16 protein-coding genes are annotated in these 23,870 nt (G+C 32.4%); 7 read left to right on the top strand and 9 right to left on the bottom strand.

The window, feature by feature from the left end; genetic code table 11:
- Window positions 1-3 precede the first annotated feature (3 nt).
- The 5 genes from QO182_RS08755 (at window position 4) to QO182_RS08735 (ending at window position 8,474) form a co-directional block, all read left to right on the top strand.
- On the top strand, window positions 4-2,880 hold the full coding sequence (locus QO182_RS08755; protein WP_371561051.1) for a type I restriction endonuclease subunit R: 2,877 nt from the start codon (window positions 4-6) through the stop codon (window positions 2,878-2,880).
- 38 nt (window positions 2,881-2,918) lie between these two features.
- Window positions 2,919-3,728 (top strand): hypothetical protein, encoded by an 810-nt coding sequence (locus tag QO182_RS08750; protein WP_371561049.1) that lies wholly within the window; start codon window positions 2,919-2,921, stop codon window positions 3,726-3,728.
- A 22-nt stretch (window positions 3,729-3,750) separates the two neighbouring features.
- On the top strand, window positions 3,751-3,942 hold the full coding sequence (locus tag QO182_RS08745) for a hypothetical protein (protein WP_371561047.1): 192 nt from the start codon (window positions 3,751-3,753) through the stop codon (window positions 3,940-3,942).
- 156 nt (window positions 3,943-4,098) lie between these two features.
- Complete coding sequence (locus QO182_RS08740) at window positions 4,099-7,227, top strand: metallophosphoesterase (protein WP_371561045.1); 3,129 nt, start codon at window positions 4,099-4,101, stop codon at window positions 7,225-7,227.
- A gap of 155 nt (window positions 7,228-7,382) precedes the next feature.
- Window positions 7,383-8,474, top strand: coding sequence for a Fic family protein (locus QO182_RS08735; RefSeq protein WP_371561044.1), 1,092 nt, complete (start codon window positions 7,383-7,385; stop codon window positions 8,472-8,474).
- A 150-nt stretch (window positions 8,475-8,624) separates the two neighbouring features.
- On the opposite strand, the gene QO182_RS08730 is transcribed toward QO182_RS08735, so the two are convergent.
- A complete protein-coding gene (locus tag QO182_RS08730; protein WP_371561042.1) occupies window positions 8,625-9,869 on the bottom strand; it encodes a site-specific integrase in 1,245 nt (414 codons plus the stop codon).
- A gap of 532 nt (window positions 9,870-10,401) precedes the next feature.
- Here QO182_RS08730 and QO182_RS08725 point away from each other — a divergent pair.
- On the top strand, window positions 10,402-15,273 hold the full coding sequence (locus QO182_RS08725) for a LamG-like jellyroll fold domain-containing protein (RefSeq protein ID WP_371561040.1): 4,872 nt from the start codon (window positions 10,402-10,404) through the stop codon (window positions 15,271-15,273).
- A gap of 110 nt (window positions 15,274-15,383) precedes the next feature.
- Window positions 15,384-16,043 carry a M15 family metallopeptidase gene (locus QO182_RS08720; protein WP_371561038.1) on the top strand — a complete coding sequence of 220 codons (660 nt, stop codon included), beginning with the start codon at window positions 15,384-15,386 and terminating at the stop codon, window positions 16,041-16,043.
- 65 nt (window positions 16,044-16,108) lie between these two features.
- Here QO182_RS08720 and QO182_RS08715 read toward each other — a convergent pair whose 3' ends face one another.
- The 8 genes from QO182_RS08715 to tsaD form a co-directional block, all read right to left on the bottom strand.
- A complete protein-coding gene (locus tag QO182_RS08715) occupies window positions 16,109-17,065 on the bottom strand; it encodes an aldo/keto reductase (protein ID WP_371561037.1) in 957 nt (318 codons plus the stop codon).
- Window positions 17,066-17,248: 183 nt separating this feature from the next.
- Window positions 17,249-17,815, bottom strand: coding sequence for a hypothetical protein (locus QO182_RS08710; RefSeq protein WP_371540065.1), 567 nt, complete (start codon window positions 17,813-17,815; stop codon window positions 17,249-17,251).
- Window positions 17,816-17,817: 2 nt separating this feature from the next.
- Window positions 17,818-18,999: a class I SAM-dependent methyltransferase gene (locus QO182_RS08705; protein ID WP_371561035.1), complete on the bottom strand. Its 1,182-nt coding sequence runs from the start codon at window positions 18,997-18,999 to the stop codon at window positions 17,818-17,820.
- Window positions 19,000-19,001: 2 nt separating this feature from the next.
- The gene (locus QO182_RS08700) at window positions 19,002-20,093 is read right to left on the bottom strand and encodes an AI-2E family transporter (RefSeq protein ID WP_371540076.1); all 1,092 of its coding nucleotides are present in this window, start codon (window positions 20,091-20,093) and stop codon (window positions 19,002-19,004) included.
- A 77-nt stretch (window positions 20,094-20,170) separates the two neighbouring features.
- Window positions 20,171-21,118, bottom strand: a complete 948-nt coding sequence (locus QO182_RS08695) for a zinc metalloprotease (RefSeq protein ID WP_371561034.1) — start codon at window positions 21,116-21,118, stop codon at window positions 20,171-20,173.
- 262 nt (window positions 21,119-21,380) lie between these two features.
- Entirely contained in the window at window positions 21,381-22,019 is a 639-nt protein-coding gene (locus QO182_RS08690; protein WP_371540084.1) for a DUF4159 domain-containing protein, read from the bottom strand.
- A 104-nt stretch (window positions 22,020-22,123) separates the two neighbouring features.
- A complete protein-coding gene (locus QO182_RS08685; protein WP_371561032.1) occupies window positions 22,124-22,831 on the bottom strand; it encodes a 16S rRNA (uracil(1498)-N(3))-methyltransferase in 708 nt (235 codons plus the stop codon).
- Between the two features lie 3 nt (window positions 22,832-22,834).
- On the bottom strand, window positions 22,835-23,857 hold the full coding sequence (gene tsaD / locus QO182_RS08680) for a tRNA (adenosine(37)-N6)-threonylcarbamoyltransferase complex transferase subunit TsaD (RefSeq protein ID WP_371561030.1): 1,023 nt from the start codon (window positions 23,855-23,857) through the stop codon (window positions 22,835-22,837).
- Window positions 23,858-23,870: the final 13 nt, after the last annotated feature.

Here is a 23,870-nt window from a genome sequence, read left to right as displayed (position 1 = left end):
ATTATGAGCCACCAATCTGAAGCAGTACTAGAAAACAACTTAATCAAGCAATTACAGGATCAAAGCTATGCGTCCGTTAAAATACAGGATGGCGCCGCTTTGGTTGCTAACCTACAAAGTCAATTAGCCCTTTTTAACGATACTACTTTTACTGTCAAAGAGTTTGATGCCATACTCAATCATTTAGCCAAAGGCAATGTATTCGAAAAAGCCAAGACGCTACGAGACCGTTTTCAATTGACTAAGGAAGATGGCACTTCGTTTTATGTTCGCTTTTTCAATACCGAGGATAATAGTAAAAATCTATTTCAGGTTACCAATCAAATCAGTATTGAAGGAAGTTATAAGAATCGTTATGATGTGACGCTTTTGGTCAATGGTTTGCCGTTGGTACAAATAGAACTCAAACGTTCGGGCATCGAAATCAAAGAGGCTTTCAACCAAGTCAATCGCTACCAGAACCATTCTTTTTGGAGCAATCACGGTCTGTTTCAATACGTGCAATTGTTTGTGATAAGCAATGGCGTAAATACAAAGTATTTGGCCAACAATAAACTGCAATCGGTTAAGCAAACTTTCTTTTGGGCTGATGCCAATAATAAAAACACCACCGAGTTAACTGAGTTTGCCGCTGCATTTTTAAACCCTGCACATTTGGGTAAAATGATAGCGCATTATATCGTGATTAATGAAACCCATAAAGTGATGATGATCTTGCGACCGTATCAATATTTTGCTACGGAAGCCATTATCAACCAAGTCAAAAACTCTAGCGAGAACGCTTACATATGGCACACCACAGGTTCGGGTAAAACCTTAACTTCATTCAAGGCAAGCCAAATCGTGATGGAATTGCCAGAGGTGTACAAAGTCGTTTTTGTAGTCGATAGAAAAGATTTGGATTACCAAACCATGACCGAGTTTAATGCGTTCAAAAAAGACAGTGTTGATGTCACGGATAATACACAATCCTTAGTACGCCAATTGACTGATAATACCAAGTTGGTGCTTACTACTATTCAAAAATTAAACAATGCAGTATCTGATCGTTTCAAAGGCAGTATCGAGCCGTTACGACATAAGAAGATTGTCTTTATTTTTGATGAATGCCACCGCTCTCAGTTTGGAGAAACACACGAACGCATTACCAAGTTCTTCGAGAAAAGTCAACTGATAGGTTTTACAGGAACGCCCATATTTGCCGAGAACGCTTCCAAGAATGATTTAGGAAAACGCACTACCAAAGATTTGTTTGGCAACTGCCTGCATAAATATGTAATTACGGATGCTATTCGAGATCAAAATGTATTGCGTTTTGGAATAGAATACGTGGGGAAATATAAAAACAAGAGCAATACTTTTATAGACATCGAAGTCGAAGAAATTGACAAACAAGAAGTATTGAACTCTGAAAAAAGACTCAATAAAATCGTTGATTACATCATTGCCTATCACGATCAAAAGACCTTTAATAAAGATTATTCAGCCCTGCTAGCAGTAAGCAGTATCGATAATGTGATGCAGTATTACGACCTATTCCACAAGAAGAAAGAAGCAGGAGAACACGATTTGCGTATTGCTACTATTTTCACTTATGGTACTAATGAAGATTCAGATGAAGCAAATGATAGCCTTCCAGATGATGAAGTAGAATACGATTGGGCGGCAGAACCAAGAGCCACTTATAAATCAAGTCACAGCCGAGATAAATTAGAAAGCTATATTGGCGATTATAACACTATGTATGGTACGAGTTACACGACCAAGGATAGTGAATCGTTTCAAAAATATTTCCAAAACATAAGCAAACGATTAAAAGATAGAGAGAAGGAAAGTTTCAACAATGAAAAAGACCGATTGGATATTGTCATCGTTGTGAACATGATGCTTACGGGTTTTGATGCTAAAAAAGTAAACACCTTGTATGTAGATAAGAACTTGAAGCAGCACGGCTTAATTCAGGCGTTTTCAAGAACAAATCGAATACTCGGTGAACAGAAATCACAAGGAAATATTTTGTCTTTTAGAAATCTCAAAAAAGCCACAGACGACGCCATTACTTTGTTTTCAAATAAAGAGGCAATTGAAGTCGTTACTATGCCCGATTATGAAGCCATAGCGAAGAAGTTTGATCAAGCTCTGGAACTCTTACGAGAAATTGCTCCTACCTATCAAAGTGTAAATGATTTAGAAAGCGAAGAAGACGAAGCCCAGTTTGTTCAAGCTTTTAGGAAATTAATGCGAGCCATGAATGTCTTGCAATCCTACACTGATTTTGATTGGGACGATTTACCTATTGAGGAACAGGAATTTGAAAAATACAAAAGCAAGTATCTTGATTTGTACGAGAAAGTTAAACGAGATACCGAAAAGCAAAAAACATCGATTTTGGATGATATTGATTTTGAGTTAGAATTAATTCATAGAGACCAAATCAATGTTGCCTATATCCTGAAATTGTTAGCACAACTGAAAGGAGAAAAAGGAGCTGCAGCAGCTGCACAAAGAAAAGCCATTATAGATCTCTTGGGAGGTGATATCCATCTAAGAAGCAAAAGGGAATTGATTCAGAAATTTATCGATGAAAATATGCCATATATTAAAGACGGTGATAACATTGACGATGAGTTTGAAAAATTCTGGCAAGACCAAAAGGTACTCGCTTTAGGCAAACTATGTGAAGAGGAACACCTTGACAAAGCACAATTCAAAGCCTTAATCGATGCCTATATCTACAGTGGTCGTGAGCCTATAAAAGATGAGGTTTTTCAATGTTTAGACAATAGACCCAGTATCCTTCAAGCAAGAGTTATTGGAGATAGAATCATTGCTAAAATGAAGGAGTTTGTGGAGGTTTTTGTTAGGGGGATGATGGCGTAAGTATTATTACAAAAAAAAAACTAATATCAAGAAATAAAATGAATCCAGTAATCTATACTTCAAAATTTAAAGATGTTATCCAATTTGCTAAATCTAAAGACTTTTTTTTGGGAAGTGGAAATCCTAACGCTAAAATCCTATTTGTTGGAAAAGAGGCAGCTATAAACTTATTAATTTCTTCAGATCAACATACAAGAGAGATTATCAATAACGCAAATGATTGGGAAAATAATTGTAATTACAAAGTACAGTTTTCCGATGTTGATAATTGGTTCAATAGAGATTGTGTTCCAATATATAATCCTTTATATCCATACCAAGGACAAATAAACACTATAGAAAGTCGAAATAAAAAAGGTGATATTGTAAGAGGGAAAGAGGGGACGAGTAAAACATGGTATAATTATCAAAAAATAATTGATACTATTATTACTAGTGGTTCCAAAAGTAATTATATAAATTATCACGAAAATGCTTTTATCACTGAGCTTAATCAAGTTACAGGGAGTTATAGCAAAGATATTCCCCATAAAATTAGAAAAGAAAGTATCGATAAAAGAAAAGAGTTATTCCAAAAAACATTTTTCAAAGAATTTCCAATAACTATTGTTGCTGTAGGTCATTATGTTCGAGATTTTGATTTACAGGAACTTTTCCGAATGAAATTTCACGAAGAAGATTCGAAAAAGATTTCACATGGACTAAATAAAGAATACATCAATGTTCATTATGATGATTTAGAAAAACCGACTAAATTATTAATCCACACTAATCAATTGAGTATGGTAAGTAATGAATTAATAAATAGATTAGGGAAAATTTGTAAAGATTTTTTAGAAATAGCTTAATTAACTTTAAACAAAATATAGCATGGCAGTTTATAAATTAAAAGCAAAAAATAATTATGGCGATATGCCAAAAGGTTATGAATTTCAGGTTGCTTCACCAACGATTCCAAGTCCTAACGCTAATGATGTAGAAAAGGAAATAGTACGATTAGGATTTAACAAACAAGCACAATCATATAAAAGTGCAGGAAATTTTGAGGTAACTAGAAGCTAATATTGAACCTTAAAAAAAATCAAATAGACTTGTAAAAAATGTTTTAAATGTTCTGGAGAGTTGCTTTGCAGGGAGAAAAATTAAAATAACAAACCATTTAGGTAACTGATAAGATCACCAAGCTGAAATAAATAAAATATTAAAGAAAACTTTAAAATGATTAGGATATTACATTTAACCGATTTTCACTTAAACACTAAAACTTTAACTGATTGGGACGATTTTTATAAAGATGCATTCTTCTTAAAATTGGATGAGCTTGTACAAGAAAAGCCCATTGAATTAGTAGTTTTTACAGGTGATTTAATAGATAAAGGTGGTATTTCATTTATAGAAAAAGGGGATGTATTATCCCCTGCGACGAAGGGTTTTGCAATATTTAAAGAAAGCATTATCGAACCAATATTAAAAAAGTTAAACTTAGATATATCACAATTTATTATCTGTCCAGGTAATCATGATATAAATAGATTTGCAGATGATGAAGCAGATGAGATTGGTCAAAAAGCTACTTTAACTACAACTGAAAAAATTACCGACTTTATAAAGAGAAGTGATGACAGTAATTCATTCAAAAGGATTGAAAGAATAAAAGAATATAAGAATTTTGAACAAGACTTATATAAAAATATGCACGGTAATAAGATACATTCATTATTTAAGTTTTCGGTAAGAGCGGATATAAATGGCAAAACTATAGGTATAACTTCACTTAACTCCTCGTGGAGATGTTACAATGATAGTGATTTTGGAAATATCTTTATCGGTGAGAAACAGTTAAATGATAATTATAAGTTTATTGAAGATTGTGATATTAAGATCGGACTAGCACATCATCAAACTGACTGGTTAAGTTCAATTGAACAAAAAACTATTAAGAGTCATATGGCTAATAATTTTGATTTGTTGCTCTCTGGCCATGTACATAGTTCTAATACGGAACACTTACAAAGTGTTTCTGGAAGTTGTATTTATTCTATATCACCATCAGGTTTAAATCAAATAAGAGAAAATAATATTGAAAACTTAAATGGTTTTACTTTAATAGATTATGATAGTGAAAAAGTTGAGTTTCATTACTTAAACTATAATCACATTTTGAAAATATTTGTGGATAATACCAATGTTGCAGACAAAGGGAAGCATATAATTAAATTAGCTGATATTTCTAATGGTATATATGGGAAAAATAGTCAACGAGTAGAAATAGATATTGACTTCCTAGAATTCCTTAATGATAGTGGAGCTAACTTTACTCATAGAAGTAAAGAAACCTTGCTTCTCAATGATATTTATGTTTATCCTTTTTTAGAAAAATTTAGTTTATCAGATCAAGAAGATAAAACTACATCAATAAAATCTGATAATATTCTTGAAAAAATTATAAATAATGAGATTAAAAACACTGTTTTTTTAGGAGAAGAAAATTCAGGAAAAACGTCTTTGTGCAAGACTCTGTTTACTAGATTAATTAATAATAAGGATGTTTTACCAGTATATATTAAAGGCCGAAATATAAAAAAAGCATTTCCTGCGGATATTGAAAATTTAATTAATAAGGAGATACGTAAACAATACAAATCTTTAACTGATCACTCAAGTTATAGAAAAGTACTAATTGTTGATGATTTTAATAGCTGCATAATTACTCCCAAGTCAAAAAGATTTTTTTTAAATAATTTATTTTTGTCAGAACACCAGACAGTAATTATTTGGGATGAGTTTTTTACACTAAGTGAATTGCTAGAGTCACAGGCTATCAATATAGATATTTATGAAATTTTAAAATTTGGAGCTCGAAAGAGATATGAACTTATCAATAAATGGGTAAGTCTATTTTCAGAAGACTTTGAAAATGAGGTAGAAAAAGCGAGTCAAATAAAAGAATTAGAAAAAACAATTAATTCCGTTATTGGAAAAAACTTAGTCCCTTCTCAGCCCATCTATATTTTGACAATCTTACAGGCAAGTGAGATAAACAATAATCAAAATTTTGAACAAAGCACATTTGGACATTATTATGATGTTTTAATCAAATCTGCATTAGGACAGAAAATAAAAGATAATAAAGAAATAGAAAAATATTACTCTTATTTATCTGAATTATCCTTTTGGGTTTATGATGAAGGAAATATTGAATTTGACGAAAGCAAATTTATTGAATTTCACAATTATTTTAAAAAAGAATATAAGATCTCAACAGGGTTTGTCGAAACAGTTCGCATTTTGGAGGATTGCAATATAATTTCCAAAACAAATGGATTTTATAAGTTTAAGTATAAATATATATATTTCTATTTTGTAGGTAAATTTTTGTCAGACAATATTGAAGAGGAAAATATACAAAATACAGTAAAAGAGCTTTCAGATAAACTATATCAAACTGATACAGCTAACATATATATATTTTTATCACATCATAGTAAATCAAAGTTCGTTATAAGTCAGATACTTGAAAAAGCAAAGATTTTATTTGATGAGCAGCCATTATTAGGTTTTAATGAAGATATAAAGCAGATTAATGATTTAATAGAAGGAGTAACTGAAAATTTAGGTTTTGATAATTCAAAAGACGCTTCTGATTTTATTACTGAAGAATCTGAGGTGCCTGAAGAATCTGATAGATTTGAAAATGGTAAAGATAGTATAGATAGTATTTCCAAAGTTAATAAAGCGTTTAAGACTATTGAGATTCTAGGATATATTATCAAAAATAGATATGCATCACTTAAAGGAAAAGAAAAAGAGGAGTTAATAGATGAATTATATAAATTAGGACTAAGAACGCTATCGTTTCTTTTTAAAACTTTATTAGAAGGTGAGGAGTTTATCAAAAGTGAAATAATTGAGCTTATCAAAAAAGATACTACATCAAATTTAACAGCTGAAGAACGGGAGGGTTTGGCAAAACAATATATGTTTAATTTACTATATATGATTTCATATTCTATATTTAAAAAACTATCAACATCCATAAGTTCTAAAGATTTAGAAATAACTTTCCAAGATGTTAAAAGATCTTATCCTTCAAATAATGCTATTCAGCTGATCGACATCGCTGTTATTTTTGAATACTCAAAGAGTTTTCCTTTTAAAGAGACTAATTTATTAATCGATAAATTTAAAAGTAACAAACTTTCATATTTTATATTAAGAAGACTTGGTGTGAATTTTATGAGAATGATGCCAATGAAAGAAGTAGAACAGCAAAAAGCTGGGGAATTATTGGATATTACAATGAAAAGTCAAAGATTAATCGGAGGGTCTTCTAAAATAACAAAATAATAATTTTTGAAATAAAGGTGTTTTCGTGAATTTAAAAAATGCGGTGATTAATTAACTTAATCACCGCATTTTTGCGACGTATTAAAATTATTTACACCGCAAAATTCCTTTCATACGATAATTAAACACTATATTTACCGCAAAAATGCGGTACTATGTATATTTATCAAAAGAAAGAGTGGCCAGATTTTACCTGGGATGCAGCCATAATTACGCCATTACTTGGTAAAGTAAGGCATCAGCAGGGTATTATACTGGGTGTTATGCAAGGGCTTGGGTTTCGTCTACAAGAAGAAACAGTACTTCAAACACTGACTCTTGATGTAATTAAATCAAGCGAGATTGAAGGGGAACAACTAAATCATGATCAAGTACGATCTTCGATAGCAAAACGACTAGGTATTGAGATTGCTGCTGCTGTGCCAGCTGATCGCGATGTAGATGGTGTTGTCGAAATGTTACTAGATGCTACACAACGTTATGAAGAACCGCTAGACGAGGAGCGTTTATTTGGGTGGCATGCAGCGCTTTTTCCAACAGGTAGAAGCGGAATGTATAAAATTAAAACTGCGGACTGGCGAGATGGTGTTATGCAAGTAACCTCAGGTGCAATGGGGAGAGAAATAGTTCATTTTGAAGCACCGGTAGCAGATAAAGTACCCCATGAAATGGATGTCTTTTTTAATTGGTTTAATGATGAACAATCACTTGATCCTGTATTGAAAGCGGCTTTTGCTCATTTATGGTTTGTTACCATACATCCTTTTGACGACGGAAACGGGCGCATTACTCGAGCTATTACTGATATGCAGTTAGCACGAGCCGATCAAAGTAAAAAACGATTTTACTCCATGTCAGCACAAATTCAAATTGAGCGTAAAACATATTATAGCATTTTAGAAAAAACGCAAAAGGGTGATCTGGATATAACAGAGTGGTTACAGTGGTTTTTAGACTGTTTATTGCGTTCTATGAAGCAAACAGACCAAACTATTGCCATGACTTTAAAACGTGCTCAATTTTGGGAAATTAATCATTCTGTTGATTTTAATAATCGCCAACAGAAGGTTGCTCAAATGTTACTTGATGCTTTTTTTGGAAAACTAACTGTTTCTAAATATGCAAAGATAACCAGCGTTTCTACTGATACTGCATTAAGGGATTTACAAGATTTAATATCTAAAGGTATTTTAGTACAAGAAGGTTCAGGAAGAGGTACTAGTTATAAATTAATTGATATAGCGTAAATCTTTGCTCTTAAGTAAATTACCTCCATTAGTATTTAAAGTTATTTAACTACTGCTTTTGAAAGAAAAAAATATGATTTTATATAAATGTCAAGTTTTTTGCGCAAAAAAAACTTGACATTTTTAAATCGATTGACGAATACGTTTATTTTAGAAATATTTTGAATTCTCAAATACATCATCGATAATTTTATCAAGCTTCTTGTTTGGTAGCTTATTTAAATAAGCCTGAGTGGTTCTAATATCGGTATGACCTAACATTTCGCTAATAGCATCAATAGGCGTGTTTTCAAATTTTAAAAATGTCGCAAATGTATGGCGAGCAGTGTAAAAAGTAATGTGCTTGCTAATTTTTAAAACTTCCATCATTTCTTTTAGAGCAGGATTTATTTGTCCCAGTAATTTATGACTGCGATATTTAATCTGTTTCGTTGTCATATCTTCCATTAGTAATAGAGGAAATAGATAGGAGTTCATTGATTTTTGATTGTAAACTTCTAGTATTTTAAGGGAATGATTTCTTAGTTTAAAATCTAAGTGTACTCCAGTCTTAGTTCTTAGATAGGATAGTCTAGCATCATATAGATTTGAATTGTCCAATTTTAGTAAGTCAATAAAATTCATTCCTCTACAGTAGAAACTAAACAAATACATGTCCTTTGCAAATTGATGATTCTTATTTGAGCTGAAATCTTTAGCAATCAGTTTTTGCAACTCTTCATCAGTCAAATATTCTCGTTTTGCTTCTTTCTTTAGTGCAGATATTTTGTAGTGTTTGAAGGGATAGGTGTTGGAGGAGATTGTCTCTCTTTTTATAGCATTATTAAATACTGCTCTAATCGTTCTCATTTTGATGCTTATTCCGCTATCAGTTCCTTTATTACTTCTTAGAAAAGAATCATACTTTTCTAAGAACTCAAAATTTAAATCTTGAAATTTAAGTTCCGGTTTTATATAGAATTTTTTGAGGGAGCTCAAGGTTTCTTTATAGATTTTTGCTGTACCAATTTTATTGGAATTTAGGAATTCATCTGTAATTTCTTGATGAAATTTATAATAATCTAATGCAGGAGCCTTGGTCACATCATCTGCTTTTATTTCATTAGCAATATCCTTAATTGTGAAATCAACATTCAGTCGGCGTTTCTCCCTTATAAATTCTTCGATCTTGAGATTGGTTTTGCTGATGAAATTATTTATTTCAGTAATTCGCTTTAATTCTAATCCTTTCTTATTTGTCTTTAGCATACTACTCTCAAAACTCCAAGCATCATATTCGCAGGCGTAGTTTGTAGCCATTGAGGTATTGCGTCTATTTTTGATTAAAACCAAAACGATTGAATATTTTCCATCTCTATTTGGAGTTTTCTTTATTGTGAATTTTATTGAAGCCATATTTTTTATATTTTTGACGAACATTTGACGAACATTTGACGAACATCGGTGCTACAAAAGTATAAAATAATCAATAATAGGAATAATTTATTGAATATAATGTGTTAAAAATCAGTAAAGTAAGAGAAAAGAAGAAAAAGTAAAAAATAAAGCACCTGCCTTCTAAGCAGGCGGTCGAAGGTTCGAATCCTTCTGCCTTCACAAAAACCGATACTTTAATTAGTATCGGTTTTTTTGTTTTATCCCCATAATTACTTTTTTATTAGTTTGGGCCTCTATACTACTACTACTACTACTACTAAATGATCCAATATTTGCCCAGAAAAGTAGCAAATGATACTTATAAAAATCGGGACATTTTTTAGCTTTTATGAGTGCAGCTATCCATTTTATTATTTATAAGAAATTTCACGGACATTGTCTGAAACACAGGTGTTTATTCGTTAAATATTGATTTTTAGATATATAGCTATTTCTTTTTTCGTAGTTTTAGTAGAAGTCATTTGATGTAAATATTAAAAACTATATCACATTGGAAAAAAATACTTCAAAAAAGTTATTACTTGCCATTATGTTTTTCTGTTCTATTGTCAGTTTTACGCAAACGTTTAACGTAAGTTATGGATTACCTGCAATAATTGTCGTAAATGGCGGAACTGTTAATTTTGGTTCGTCAGGTGAGATTGAATTTTCAATAGAAAATACTACTGTTGGTAATAATGGTAATTTAAATGTTCAAAGTATTTCTTCAAATAACTCCAACTTAATTGTTTTGTATACTTATCCTAAAAAACCTTATTTCATTTCTGATGATAAGTTTAAAAGAGGTGACTCAGGGGAGTTTAAAATAAAACGGAATTCATATAATTGTGGTACAGGTTCCTCCGTAATTACAGTAAAAACAAATTCTACGATAGATTTTACTTTTACAGTTACTTTCGATAATAAACCGTCTATTTCAGTATTAGGAGGGGCTCTTACACAATCTATTACTAATGGCCAGACAGTACCAACTTCGGCTACTGGAACTTTATTTGGTACGATAGATGTTTTTGCTACTACAGACAGAACGTTTTATATAGCTAATACAGGAACTTGTCCACTATCAAGAGGGATAGTAACAAGTTTAATTACCGCATCTTCATTTACTACTACCTCAGGACCGTCTTCAGATTTTTTAATAATAACTCAACCAATTACGAATATTCTAAATAGAGGTGCTACAACAAATTTTATTATTCGCTTCACTCCACAAACTCCAGGGACTAAGTGGGCTCAAATAACTATTCCAAGTAATGATCCTTTAAAACTATCTTATACTTTTACAATTAAGGGAGAAGGATATGATTCTACAATCAACGGTCCTGGTGGTGGAAATCCAAATTTTAGACTTTGGCTTAAAGCAAATAGGGGGATTAATTTGACAACTGGTATGAAAGTACCTATATGGAAAGATTTAGGGTCTCTTGGTAAAGATGCAACTCAAGTTTCGGCTGCACATCAACCTACATATATAGATGATAGCAATGGTAATATTAATTATAACTCTGTTGTGAAATTTGAAAATAATGGTTCAACAGTTAGTCAGTTTTTGATTAATACTGATAATGGTTATTATACTCAAGAAACGTTTATAGTTATGGAACCGGATGTAACTATTAATAGTGCTACAGCTGGTATGACAATTATTTCAGGTACTTCAGCAGCAAACCCGTCCTATCCAATTGTTTCAGGTGAGCATACAGGTATTGGTTTTGGGGATTTCTCGACTCGTTTAACAAACGAAAAACTGTGGATTAATCAATGGCAAGAGACTATTACAGCACCTTATTATAGTGTAGGAGATGAGTTTGGAAATTATTCAATAGGCGGTATTATCAATGCTAGAAACAGAACAGCTGCTGCAATTGATGGTATAGAATTATTATTTAATACAAATGAGATTCTGGCTCCTCTGACAAGTTTAAGTTCCGGCTACAGTAATTTGGGCTATCTTGATGGTTCAATTTATAAAGGGACTCCATATAATATTGGGAAAAATATAAATAGCGGTACTGATTATGGCAACCTTAACGGTAGAGTAGCCGAGGTCATTTCTTATGCTTCCCGTGTACCTGATACTAACCGTCCTAAGATTGAAACCTATCTCGCCATAAAATATGGTATTACTTTAGGAATAAATGGAGCTAGCAAAAATTATATTAACTCTGCAGGTAATGTAATTTGGGATATTGCTCTAAATGCAGGTTTCAATTATAATATAGCGGGTATAGGTAGAGATGTAGCATCAGATTTATATCAAAAACAATCTAAAAGTTCTAACAACTCTTATGAAGTTACCATAGGGTTAGGAGAAATTGCAATGACTAATAGCGCTAATATTAATGAGTTTAGATCAGATTATGATTTTTTAGTTTGGGGTTCTGATAATGGTTCCTATAATGCTGGAAGTATTAATACAACATTATTACGAACAGGTTTAACAACTACAGTTACTAAAATTAGAAAAAAATGGAAAGTAGTAGAAACCGCTGGGGATATCGAAAATATATTTATTGGTATTCCTGAAGCTGCTTTCGGCTCGTTTTCAAAATTAGCTACTGAAGAGTACGGGCTTATTGTTAGTGACGATAGTAACTTTAGTGATAGTGATATAATTGATGTAATTCCACTTAGATCTGACGGAAAGGGGAATTTACAAACCTGGTACGATTTTGATGGTACTAAGTATTTTACTTTTGGAAAAATACCTAAAGTAACATCGAAAGAATTAGCAAATCTAGGAGGTGGAGATTATTTTGTTGGGGAATATGCTTTAAATCTTAATAGTGGTTCCTTTACTATAGGTTGTTGGTTAAGAAATGATGGAACAGTTAATGCTAATAAAACAATAATGAGTAAAGGGGTTAATTTAGAAATGCGACTAAATTCAGCAAATAAAATTGAAGGGTTGTGGGACGGTATTTTGCGATTTGTATCTAATACTGCTGTAGCAGATGGAAAATGGCATAACATAGTAGCTGTTTATTATTTAGGTAGTGCTGATATATATATTGATGGTGTATTGGACTCTTCCACTTTTAATATTCAAAATCCATCGCCTAACTATTCACGATATTCTTTGGGGGCCCTTTATGTGAATAAAGGTGATGTGAGAACACCTTTTTATGGTGAAATTGACGAAATTCATATCTGGGATATGGCATTAACCTCTGGGCAAATCAATTATTTGATGAATCAAGAAATTGAGAAATATGGTTTAGATAATACAACAAATGGTAGAGTGTTGTCACGAAATATCTCTAATAATGAGGTTAAAACAATACCATGGTCTACATTAAAAGCCTATTATGATTTTAATACTTTTTATGGAACTACCGTAGAGGGCTTAACTAACGATCGGAATTTCTTGCGAATTAAATATTTAGATAAAGATAAAAATAGCACTGCTGTTCAAACGGCTCCATTGCCTTATGAAACAGTTGCTGATGGTGAATGGAACGGTACTAATTCATTAATGTGGAAAAATGGAGATATTCAAACAATTCCAAATGCAGTTTCTATAGTAAATAGTGGGTTAACGGTAAATGGTAATATTGTTAAAATTAAACATAATGTTGGTTCAGTAGGGAATAAAACTGTTTTAGGGTTATTTGTTGAGGGTACTGATGCGACTACATCTAAAACACTATCAGCAAAAAATAATACTAAAATAGAAATATCACATTATTTAAAATTAGATGGTTTAATAGATTTGCATGGGCGCTCCCAATTAATTCAAACACTCAATAGTGAGCTAGATAGCTCCAGTAAAGGATTTATAAAAAGAGATCAACAAGGAACGGTAAATAAATATAATTATAATTACTGGTCATCACCTGTGGGGCCTATAAATACTACTGTCAATAATAATGATTATTCAGTTGCTGCTGTTTTTAAAGACGGTACATCGTCACCACCACTGTCTATAGACTGGGTTTCAGGTTATGACGGGAGTCAGACTTCGCCATTAAGTCTTGCAAGGTATTGGTTGTATAAATTCCAGAATGGAACGCAGTATGCTAACTGGGTAAGTCTTACTGAAACGGATGCTATTAAACCCTCGCAAGGATTTACTTTAAAAGGAGCTGGAGCAGTAGATCCCGATAATTTGATAACTCAAAATTATACATTTGTTGGGAAACCTTATAATGGGCTTATCAACAGTAATTCGGTTTTACCTGAAAACTTATTCTTAGTTGGAAATCCGTATCCTTCAGCTTTAGATGCTTTTGAATTCATAAAAGATAATATTTCCATTGCAAATGGAGGGTATAATACAAAAGATATAATCGACGGGACCTTATATTTATGGGAACACTCACCTAGTAATGCAACTCACTTTTTGTCTGAATATGCAGGTGGATATGCTACTTTAACTTTAGTGGGAGGAGTTGCTCCAGTTGCTCCGGTGGGAATTAGTGGAGTGGGGACAAGTTCTAAAATACCTTATCAATATATACCAGTTGGTCAAGGTTTTTTTGTGAGAGGTGACGCAAATATTGTAATCCAGGAGTCTGTTATTTTTAATAATAATCAACGTGCCTTTATAAAAGAAGATGCATTTGACGATGTCTTACAACCAATTTCGAATACCTTATTTAAAAACAGTAGCAGGAATGGTAAAGCTAAAACGGTAGACCATTTCACTGACAATAGCAATGACATAGTATTAAATGATTACAATACAAAAATAAGACTTGGTTTTGATTCAGGTAGTAATTTACACAGACAATTGTTATTGGGGTTTATGAGCGAAAATGCAACTGACGGTATTGACGTTGGGTATGATGGATATCAAATAGATACACAAGCTAATGATTTTTATTTCGTAATTAATGCTAATAAATATTCTATCCAAGCTGTTGGTGCTTTTGATATCAATAAATCAATTCCGTTAGGGGTAAAAGTTGATTCAATAGGAACGGTTAAATTTAAGCTTGATGCAATAGAATTTTTACCAGACAATATAAGTATATTGATACACGATAAAGAAACCGCTACTTTATATGATATATCTAAAAATACCGTTAAAGTTAATCTTGCAGCAGGTACCTATAATAGCCGCTTTGAATTAACGTTTAAAGTAACTGATTCAATCATAGAGGAAGAGAATGAAGAATTGGAATCAGTGCTTTTTATTTATAACAATGATTTGAAAAAGAAAATATTTGTAACTAAGAATCAAGATGTTACTATTACAGCTATTTGGGTTTACAATATTCTTGGGCAACAGTTGATTTCAGTTGAAAAGATATCCGATCTTGATACGATAGAAATTCCTTTCAATGTCCAAAAAGGGGCTTATATTGTTAAAATTAAGACTAATATGGGAGTGGTTACTAAAAAAGTTTTAAAACAATAATATTAAAGTTTCTAATAAGTAAAACTAAAAAAGATATCATTTTTGATGTCTTTTTTTTGCTTTAGCTAGAGAAATAGTCTCAAATTTCATATTTTTATAAAAATTTTTTTATGGATTCTTCTTTAAGATTTTGTTTGTTTGTAAGTTTTCTTTTATTGTTTATTTCATGCAAAGCACAAGTTCCTTATCCTTCAAATGGAACAAACAATGAAGTGGTCGAAAATGATACCACATTTGTGAACTTAAAAGATTATAGCTCTGATTTTGTTTACGACATGAAATATGCCACAACAGATAATTTCTTGAAAGCAAAAGTCTATGATTGCGCAGAATGTTACTTGCGTCTGAAAACAGTCGTTGCTTTAATCGAGGCTAATAAAGAATTTATTAAAAAGGGATATAGAATTAAACTTTTTGATTGTTATCGCCCATTAGATATTCAAAAAAGAATGTGGAAAATTGTTTCTAACCCACAATATGTAGCTGACCCGGCTAAAGGTTCTATTCATAATAGAGGAGGGGCGGTAGACATCACTTTAGTTGACGCTTACAGCAAGGAACTGGATATGGGGACGCCCTTTGATTTTTTTGGAGAAGAGGCTAGTCATGGTTATACTAAGCTATCAGAAGAAGTGAAAAACAACCGCATTCTATTAAAAAGCATAATGACTGCAAATAATTTCAATTCCTTTGATTCAGAGTGGTGGCATTATAATTTAAAATCGGGTTTAAAAGATAACGTTTCAAATGTGAAATGGGATTGCGACTAAACTAGTAAGAAAGGTAAAATTTAGAATGTAAATTTCACCTTTCTTTTTTATAGAACTGAGAATTTCTATTTTAAAATATTTTCTATTGTTAATAGTTCATTCTCAGAAAAAACTAAGTTTTTCAGACTATCAATATTATTGTTCAACTGTCCTACGGAACTGGCTCCAATTAAAACCGAATTAACTCTATTGTCTTTTAGTAACCAAGCTAGCGCCATTTGAGCTAAAGACTGATTTCTATCTTGCGCAATTGCATTTAGTGCGATGATTTTTTGTATTCTCTCTTCAGTAACTTCATCGGTTTTTAAATGTCCGTTGGGATTAGAAGCTCTAGAGTTCTTTGGAATACCATTTAGATATTTGTCAGTTAATAGTCCTTGCGCCAATGGGGAGAATGCGATACAACCGACCCCTTTTTCTTCCAACAGATCCAACAGTCCTCCTTCTGCTTTGCGCACAAACATGGAGTGTTTTTCTTGATGTATCAGGCAAGGTGTTCCTAATTGTTTTAAGATAGCAGTTGCTTCACGAGTTTGCTCAGTGTTATAATTAGAAATTCCCGCATATAATGCTTTCCCGCTGCGTACTGCATGGTCTAAAGCCATCATTGTTTCTTCTAAAGGTGTTTCTGGATCAAAACGATGTGAATAAAAAATATCAACATAATCAATATTCATACGTTTCAAACTTTGGTCTAAACTAGATAATAAATATTTTCTAGAACCCCAATCTCCATAAGGCCCTTCCCACATTGTAAATCCTGCCTTGGTTGAAATAACCATTTGGTCGCGCAAGTTTCCTTGAAAATTATTTTTAAGTATTTTACCAAAATTAGTTTCTGCAGAACCCGGTACTGGTCCGTAATTATTGGCTAAATCAAAATGGGTGATCCCTTTATCAAAAGCTTCTTTGGCAATACTCTGTGCATTTTCAAAAGAATCTACAGATCCGAAATTGTGCCATAATCCCAGCGATATTTGTGGTAGTAACAAGCCACTTTTTCCACATCTATTATATTTCATAGTATTAATTTAGAGGTCAATGACGAAAAGATTTTTAAATATTAAAAAACTACTTCTTTATCGTCGTGTTTTATAGTGGTAGTCATTTACAAGTGACTTAAATGAATTTTTATGAGTCTATTGTAATTTAAAAATAAATAATTAAAGATCCTGCTTCTTAAATGAAACTGGATTTTTAGTAAGTTATTCAACACATCGTAAATTAGTAATAAAATAGTTTTCAGGTTGATAGATTTCATTATTTAATTCCGACTTGAATTCTTTTTTAATTACGTAATCTTCAGTTTCGGTTAAATACTTGATTCTCATCATTGAAACAGGAGAACTTTTTAAATCTTCAAAACTACCTTTCATAAACATAAATGATCCTACCGTGACTCTATTGTCAAAACCATTGTCGTCTCGCACCATGGTACCGCAATTTTCGTCGTCAATATGTAATAAGGTAACTATTTTACCATTTTGCAATTGTAAAAACAGTTTTGAATTTTTATCGAAACAGTTTGCTTTTAAAAAATCTTTACTTTTTTGAATAAGTTGAATATTTAAGGTAGGTAGTCCATCCGTTAGTGCTAATGAATAAAATATATAGCTGGAAGTTCCTGCAAAGACTTTCTCAGAGATCATGTATTCCTTAGTCGACTTATAAGTTCCAATAGAATCATTTACGTTTGTACTATAGTCGCATGGTGTTTGCGCAAAAAGATTTCCTGTTAGGAAAAAGAAAACTATTATAATTAGTTGTTTCATTTTTATTGTGTTTTGTTGCAAATTAAAACAATTTTATTGTTATTTTCATCAGTAGTAAAAAAACAATACACGTTTCCTCCGTCTTTTATTTTCCATTTTTTTCGAATGTTTTCAACGGTGTCTGGAAAATTCCTAGTGGTAATGTTTCCTTTCTTGTTCTGTAAGAAGGTTTTCATTTCAAGCTTATTGTAGGGAATACAGTGCTCGATATTGAAAACTCTTCCTGGGAATGAAATTAAATTTGGAGAAGTATATAAATGAGAATGCTTGTGTAGCTTGTTTAATCCATAAAACGTGCTTATTTCATCAAACCCTCCTGATTTCATTATTGCACTATTAGGTTCGTATAGATAGCTTTGAGGTGTGCTGTAGTTTGCAAGCTGTGATTGATCATCCCAGACAAAATTAAAAGTTTCTGTTTTTTCTTTGAGTATGTTGACTGTTTTAACCTCTATTTTTCCGCGGTAGTCTTTATGTAGTTCCCATAGCAACTCTTTTACATCATTTTCCAAAGCTACAATATGTATGACTTTTACATTTTGTAACTCTAATATGCCTGCTGAAATATCCAGTAAAGGAGCCGTTTTTATTAGAATAGCTTCCGAATTTTCAAAATAAGTATCGAGATTTTCAGGAACGTTAGGCAAGCAGTCTTTTAGCATAAAGACTTTACCTTTAGCATCATTACGTCTAGAAGGATCAATATAGATCCAATCCCACTTTTGATTTAATGATTTTAAAGTATTTAAACTGTCTCCTGCATGGCAAACGACATTATCTACGTCTAATTGTATATAATTGTGTGCTACGATTTTAGATAATTGTACATTGATTTCGCAGTGGGCAACGGTGTTTATCCTTTTTGAAAAATAGTAATCGTCTACACCAAAGCCTCCGGTTAAATCAATAAGAGAGTTGCCAGAAACAATAGTTGATTTATAAAGTGCTGTTTTTTCTGAGGAAGTTTGTTCTATAGAGATTTTACTGGGGTAAATTATTTTTTTGGTGTTAAACCAATTGGCTAGTTTGTCTTTTGCTTTCGTTTTCGCTTCAATCTGATTCAAAATAGAAACCCATTCTACTTCTGGAAATGGATTTTTTTGCAAGGCTAATTTTGCTATGCTAACACCAGTATTAGAATCTATAAATCCTTGAATTTCAGAATTTAATATGTTTAAATCCAAAATTAAATGTTTTTAGTTAAAAGTAGGATAATCTTATTCTCTGGAAAAAACTCTTTACCTATTACTTTTAGTATGGTATATAGAGGAACCGCTGCAATCATTCCTAAAATACCGAAGAGGAAGCCTGCGATTAGTATCACAAGAAATATTTCTAATGGATGCGAACTGACACTTTGAGAAAAAATAATGGGTTGGGATAGATTATTGTCAATAATTTGAACGATCCAAAAACCAAGTAACACATATATTGTGGTAGGTAAAATTTCTGATTGAAAATCACTTCCTAAATTACTAAGCATTGTTAAAATTGCTGCTAAAACGGAGGCAATTAGTGGTCCTATGTAAGGGATAATATTTAAAACAGCGCATAAGAAACCAATGATAAAAGCATTGGGAACACCAAAAATTAGTAAGACGGTAAGATATAAAACAAAAACAATAAATAATTGCAGTAATAAGCCAATAAAATAACGTGACAACAAGGAGTTTATTTTTTCTAAAGAATTCAAAACTTGATCTTCATGACTATCTGGAATTAATCTTTTTAATCCTGTAAAAAATGATTTTCGTTCTTTAAGAAAGAAAAACGTTATAAATAATACAGATGCTAATCCCATTCCAAAACTACTGATCGTCCCTAGGATTGCATTTAAAAAATTGGGAATAATATTGAAATTTATTTTAGAGCTAATTTCTGATGCGCTGAGTACTTTCGACGAATCAAGGTGGTGGTTCTCTAAAAAGACGCTGATTTGATTAACTAATTGAATGGTTTGTTGTTCAATAGCGACAGTGTTTAATAGCGACAAATTTTGACCTTGAGACAAAATTAAGGGAATAAACATCATTATAAAGCCCGCGATAATTACCATGAAAATAAATAAGGTACCGATGGTTGCAAATACGTGATTAAATTTTAATCTTTTTCTAAAGAAATCTAAAATGGGATTTCCAATTAATGTTAGGATTAAAGCAACAATGAGGTATATTAATACAGATTGGATTCGGTAGAGAAAATAAAGAAGTACCGCTGTTAAGACGATAACGGTTATTGCTTTTAAAATTCCGTTCGCTATAGTTCTTGACGTAACCATGTGTTTTTTTTAGGATATAAAGATAAAAAAACTCGCTAATAAGTAGCGAGTTTTAGTGTTTTTATATTTGGCAAGAATTAGATTCCGAAAGCAGCTCTCGCTCCTCCAGAAACAAATATTGAAGCGATTCTGCTTTTTTGTCCGTTAGAGAACATGTACATACCTCTATCATCTGTATAATCCATATAATTCATTGTCATTTCGATAGGTGTTCCGGTGCAAGTTGAATAATGAGGATACGCAGGTACACCATAATTAGCGTCATTATGAGTTGGGGTATCAGATACATAATCGCTTCCGCAAGCAGCATCTCCCCAAATATGACGTAAGTTCATCCAATGTCCTACCTCATGTGTAGCAGTTCTTCCTAGGTTGTAAACTCCAGAAACGGTACCCGTTCGGCCAAATGCATTATTGTCTATTACAACTCCGTCAGTTGCAGATGAGCCTCCAGGAAATTGTGCATAACCAAGAATACCACCTCCTAAATTACAAGACCACATGTTTAGCACTGTTGTAGGTGATGTAGGTGCTATTCCTTTATTTGAAGTTTTCATAGCATCATTAGTAGAAAAGGAAGTTGTTCTTGTAGATTTTCTTACTATGTTTTGTAGTACAAATGTTATTCCCACATTTGCTTTTACTCCAGAGAATAATGCTGGGACATCATTGTAGTCAGCGTTAGCTCCATTAAAATCTTCGTTTAAAACGTCAATTTGAGATTGAATTTGTTCATCAGAAATATTTTCAGCTGAAGTTTTGTACAAAACGTTTACAACAACAGGGATTTCGACTTTCCCGTTTACTAAACGACCTGTTAATTTGGCGTTTTGAGTAAAGGCTTCAATTTGGTTCATTCTAATAGCTAATGTTGGGTCAGCTGCTAATTGTGCAGCAAGAACTTCTTGCGAGGCACAACCACGGTGGGCAATCGCATTTGTTGTTAGGGTAGTTAATTCTGTCTGATCGTTTTGACAAGAGAATAGCAACGTAAGTGCTATCGCAGAAAAAATAATTTTTTTCATAATGTTAGTAGGTTATGTTAATAAAATATGATTTGGGGAAATCATTTGGCAATTTTATAACAAAAACAATTATAAAAAAAATAAATTTGGAAAATAAATTAACAAAAAATTAAGATTGATGATTTTGCGCGCTTTTTTAAAATAAAACTACGAGTAGAATGCTTTTAAATGAAAGATAAATCTTATAATTCGTTAGTTTTAAATTGTTGAATGCGCTGCTGCTATTTTTTGAAAATGGATCTTTAGAAATCACACAATTATTTTAGTTATTGAAAATGTAATTTATGATGTTTGCTCCCATTTTCAAAGCTTTTTCACGGACAGCTACAGGATCGTTATGGACTTCTGGGTCTTCCCAGCCATCACCTAAATCACTTTCGAAAGTATAAAGTAGGACCAACCTATTTTCTACAAAAATACCATAGGCTTGAGGACGCTTTCCTTCGTGTTCATGGATTTTGGGTAATCCACTGGAAAACAGATAAGGTTTTTGGAATATAATGTGATTAGAAGGTATTTCAATAAGTGGGTTGTTTGGAAATATTTTTTTTATTTCCTTTCTAATATATTGATCCATACCATAATTATCATCTATATGCAGAAAACCTCCAGCAATCATATATTTGTTTAGATTACTAACTTCAGCATCACTAAAAGCAACATTTCCATGTCCAGTCATATGAATGAAAGGATAAGAAAATAGATCTGGACTACCGGGAACAACCGTTGCGGGTTTTGCGTTTAAGGTAGTGTTTATATTCGCATTGCAGTATTTAATGAGATTGGGTAATGAAGTGGGATTGGCATACCAATCACCACCACCACTATATTTTACTAAAGCAATTTCTTGAGAAAAAGAGGAGATAGAAAGCAACAGTAAAATAAAATATATTCTTTTCATTTGCTAATGCGTATTGTTTTTATAGATCAGATGGAATTCGAATTCACATTATCCTGTTTGAATAAATAGAATTGTAAAAATTCCATATTTCTTCTCAAAAAGTGCTATTCTTCATTGAAAAATGCAATACTATGACAGGCAACAATTGCCGCTGTCTCTGTTCTTAACCTAGTATTTCCTAATGATACAGGAACATATTGATTATCAATTGCCATCGCGATTTCTTTTTCAGAGAAGTCTCCTTCAGGACCTATAAGCAAAGTGATGTTCTCATTTGGTTTCAAAACTGATTTTAATGTTTTTTTATCCGTTTCCTCACAATGTGCGATTAACTGTACCCCTTCATTTGTTTGCTTTAAAAAATCTTTCAAAGATACAGCCTCGTTCAATTTAGGAAGATACAATTCGTTAGATTGTTTCATCGCGGCCAAAATAATTTTGTCAAAACGTTCGTTATTAATCACTTTTCGTTCAGAGCGATCACATATAATAGGTGTTATTTCCTGAACTCCTATTTCGGTAGCTTTTTCAAGAAACCATTCGTAGCGGTCATTCATTTTTGTGGGAGCAACGGCGAGGTGCAAATGGTATTTTGATTTTGGCTTTTTTTCGAAAGAAATAATTTTTACGGTGCACTTACTGTCAGAAGCCAGGGTAATTTCAGTTTCGAATAAATAACCATTACCATTAGTTACAAATAGTATATCGGTATCTTTTTTACGCAATACCTTAATAATATGTTTGCTTTCTTCTTTGTCAAAAGAAAAGGTTTCTGTCGTTTCGTCTATATTGGGATTGAAAAATAATTGCATAATTTAGAATTGTATTCGTGCTTTAGAAACTACCGCAGCAGTTTCAAATTGTTGTGATAAAAATTTTTGATAACCTACAATTCCAATCATTGCAGCATTATCGGTAGTGTATTCAAATTTTGGAACAAATGTTTTCCAACCGTATTTCTGTTCGCTATCTTTTATGGCTTTTCTAATTCCAGAATTAGCAGATACGCCACCGCCAATGGCGATTTGATTAATCCCAGTTTCTTTTACCGCTAATTTTAATTTATCCATTAAGATTTCGACAATTGTATACTGTATAGAAGCACAAATATCATTTATATTTTCAGCAATAAAATCAGGGTTCTCTAACTTTTTCTTTTGTACAAAATATAATATAGCTGTTTTCAAACCTGAAAAACTAAAGTTCAAACCAGGAACTTTGGGTTTGGTGAATGCAAATGCTTTCGGATTTCCTAATTGGGCATGCTTGTCAACTAAAGGACCACCAGGATAAGGAAGACCTAGTATTTTTGCGCTTTTATCGAATGCTTCACCTACAGCATCATCTGTAGTTTCTCCAATAATAGTCATGTCAAAAAAGTCATTTACTTTTACAATCTGAGTATGACCGCCACTGATAGTTAGCGCGAGAAATGGAAAACTAGGTTTTTCAAATCCTTCTTCATCTATAAAATGAGCTAAAATATGAGCGTGCATATGATTTACTGAAACGAGCGGAATTTCTAAAGCCAAAGCCATCGATTTAGCAAAAGAACTACCCACAAGTAGCGATCCCATTAATCCGGGACCTTGTGTAAATGCGATTGCTGACAATTGTTCTTTACTAATATTTGCTTTACGAAGTGCGGCATCGATAACCGGAACTATATTTTGCTGATGTGCACGCGAAGCTAATTCAGGCACGACACCACCATATTGGGCGTGAATTAGTTGATTTGCCACAACATTAGACAGTACTTTGTCGTTATGTAGAACGGCTGCTGCCGTGTCATCACAGGAACTTTCGATAGCAAGAATAAAAACCTCGGAATTTTGCATAAAAAGGCACAAA

It is taken from the genome of Flavobacterium sp. Arc2 (assembly GCF_041431385.1).
Taxonomy (GTDB): Bacteria; Bacteroidota; Bacteroidia; order Flavobacteriales; family Flavobacteriaceae; genus Flavobacterium.
Note: the sequence above shows the minus strand (reverse complement) of the source record. Positions and strands in the feature narration are given on the sequence as shown.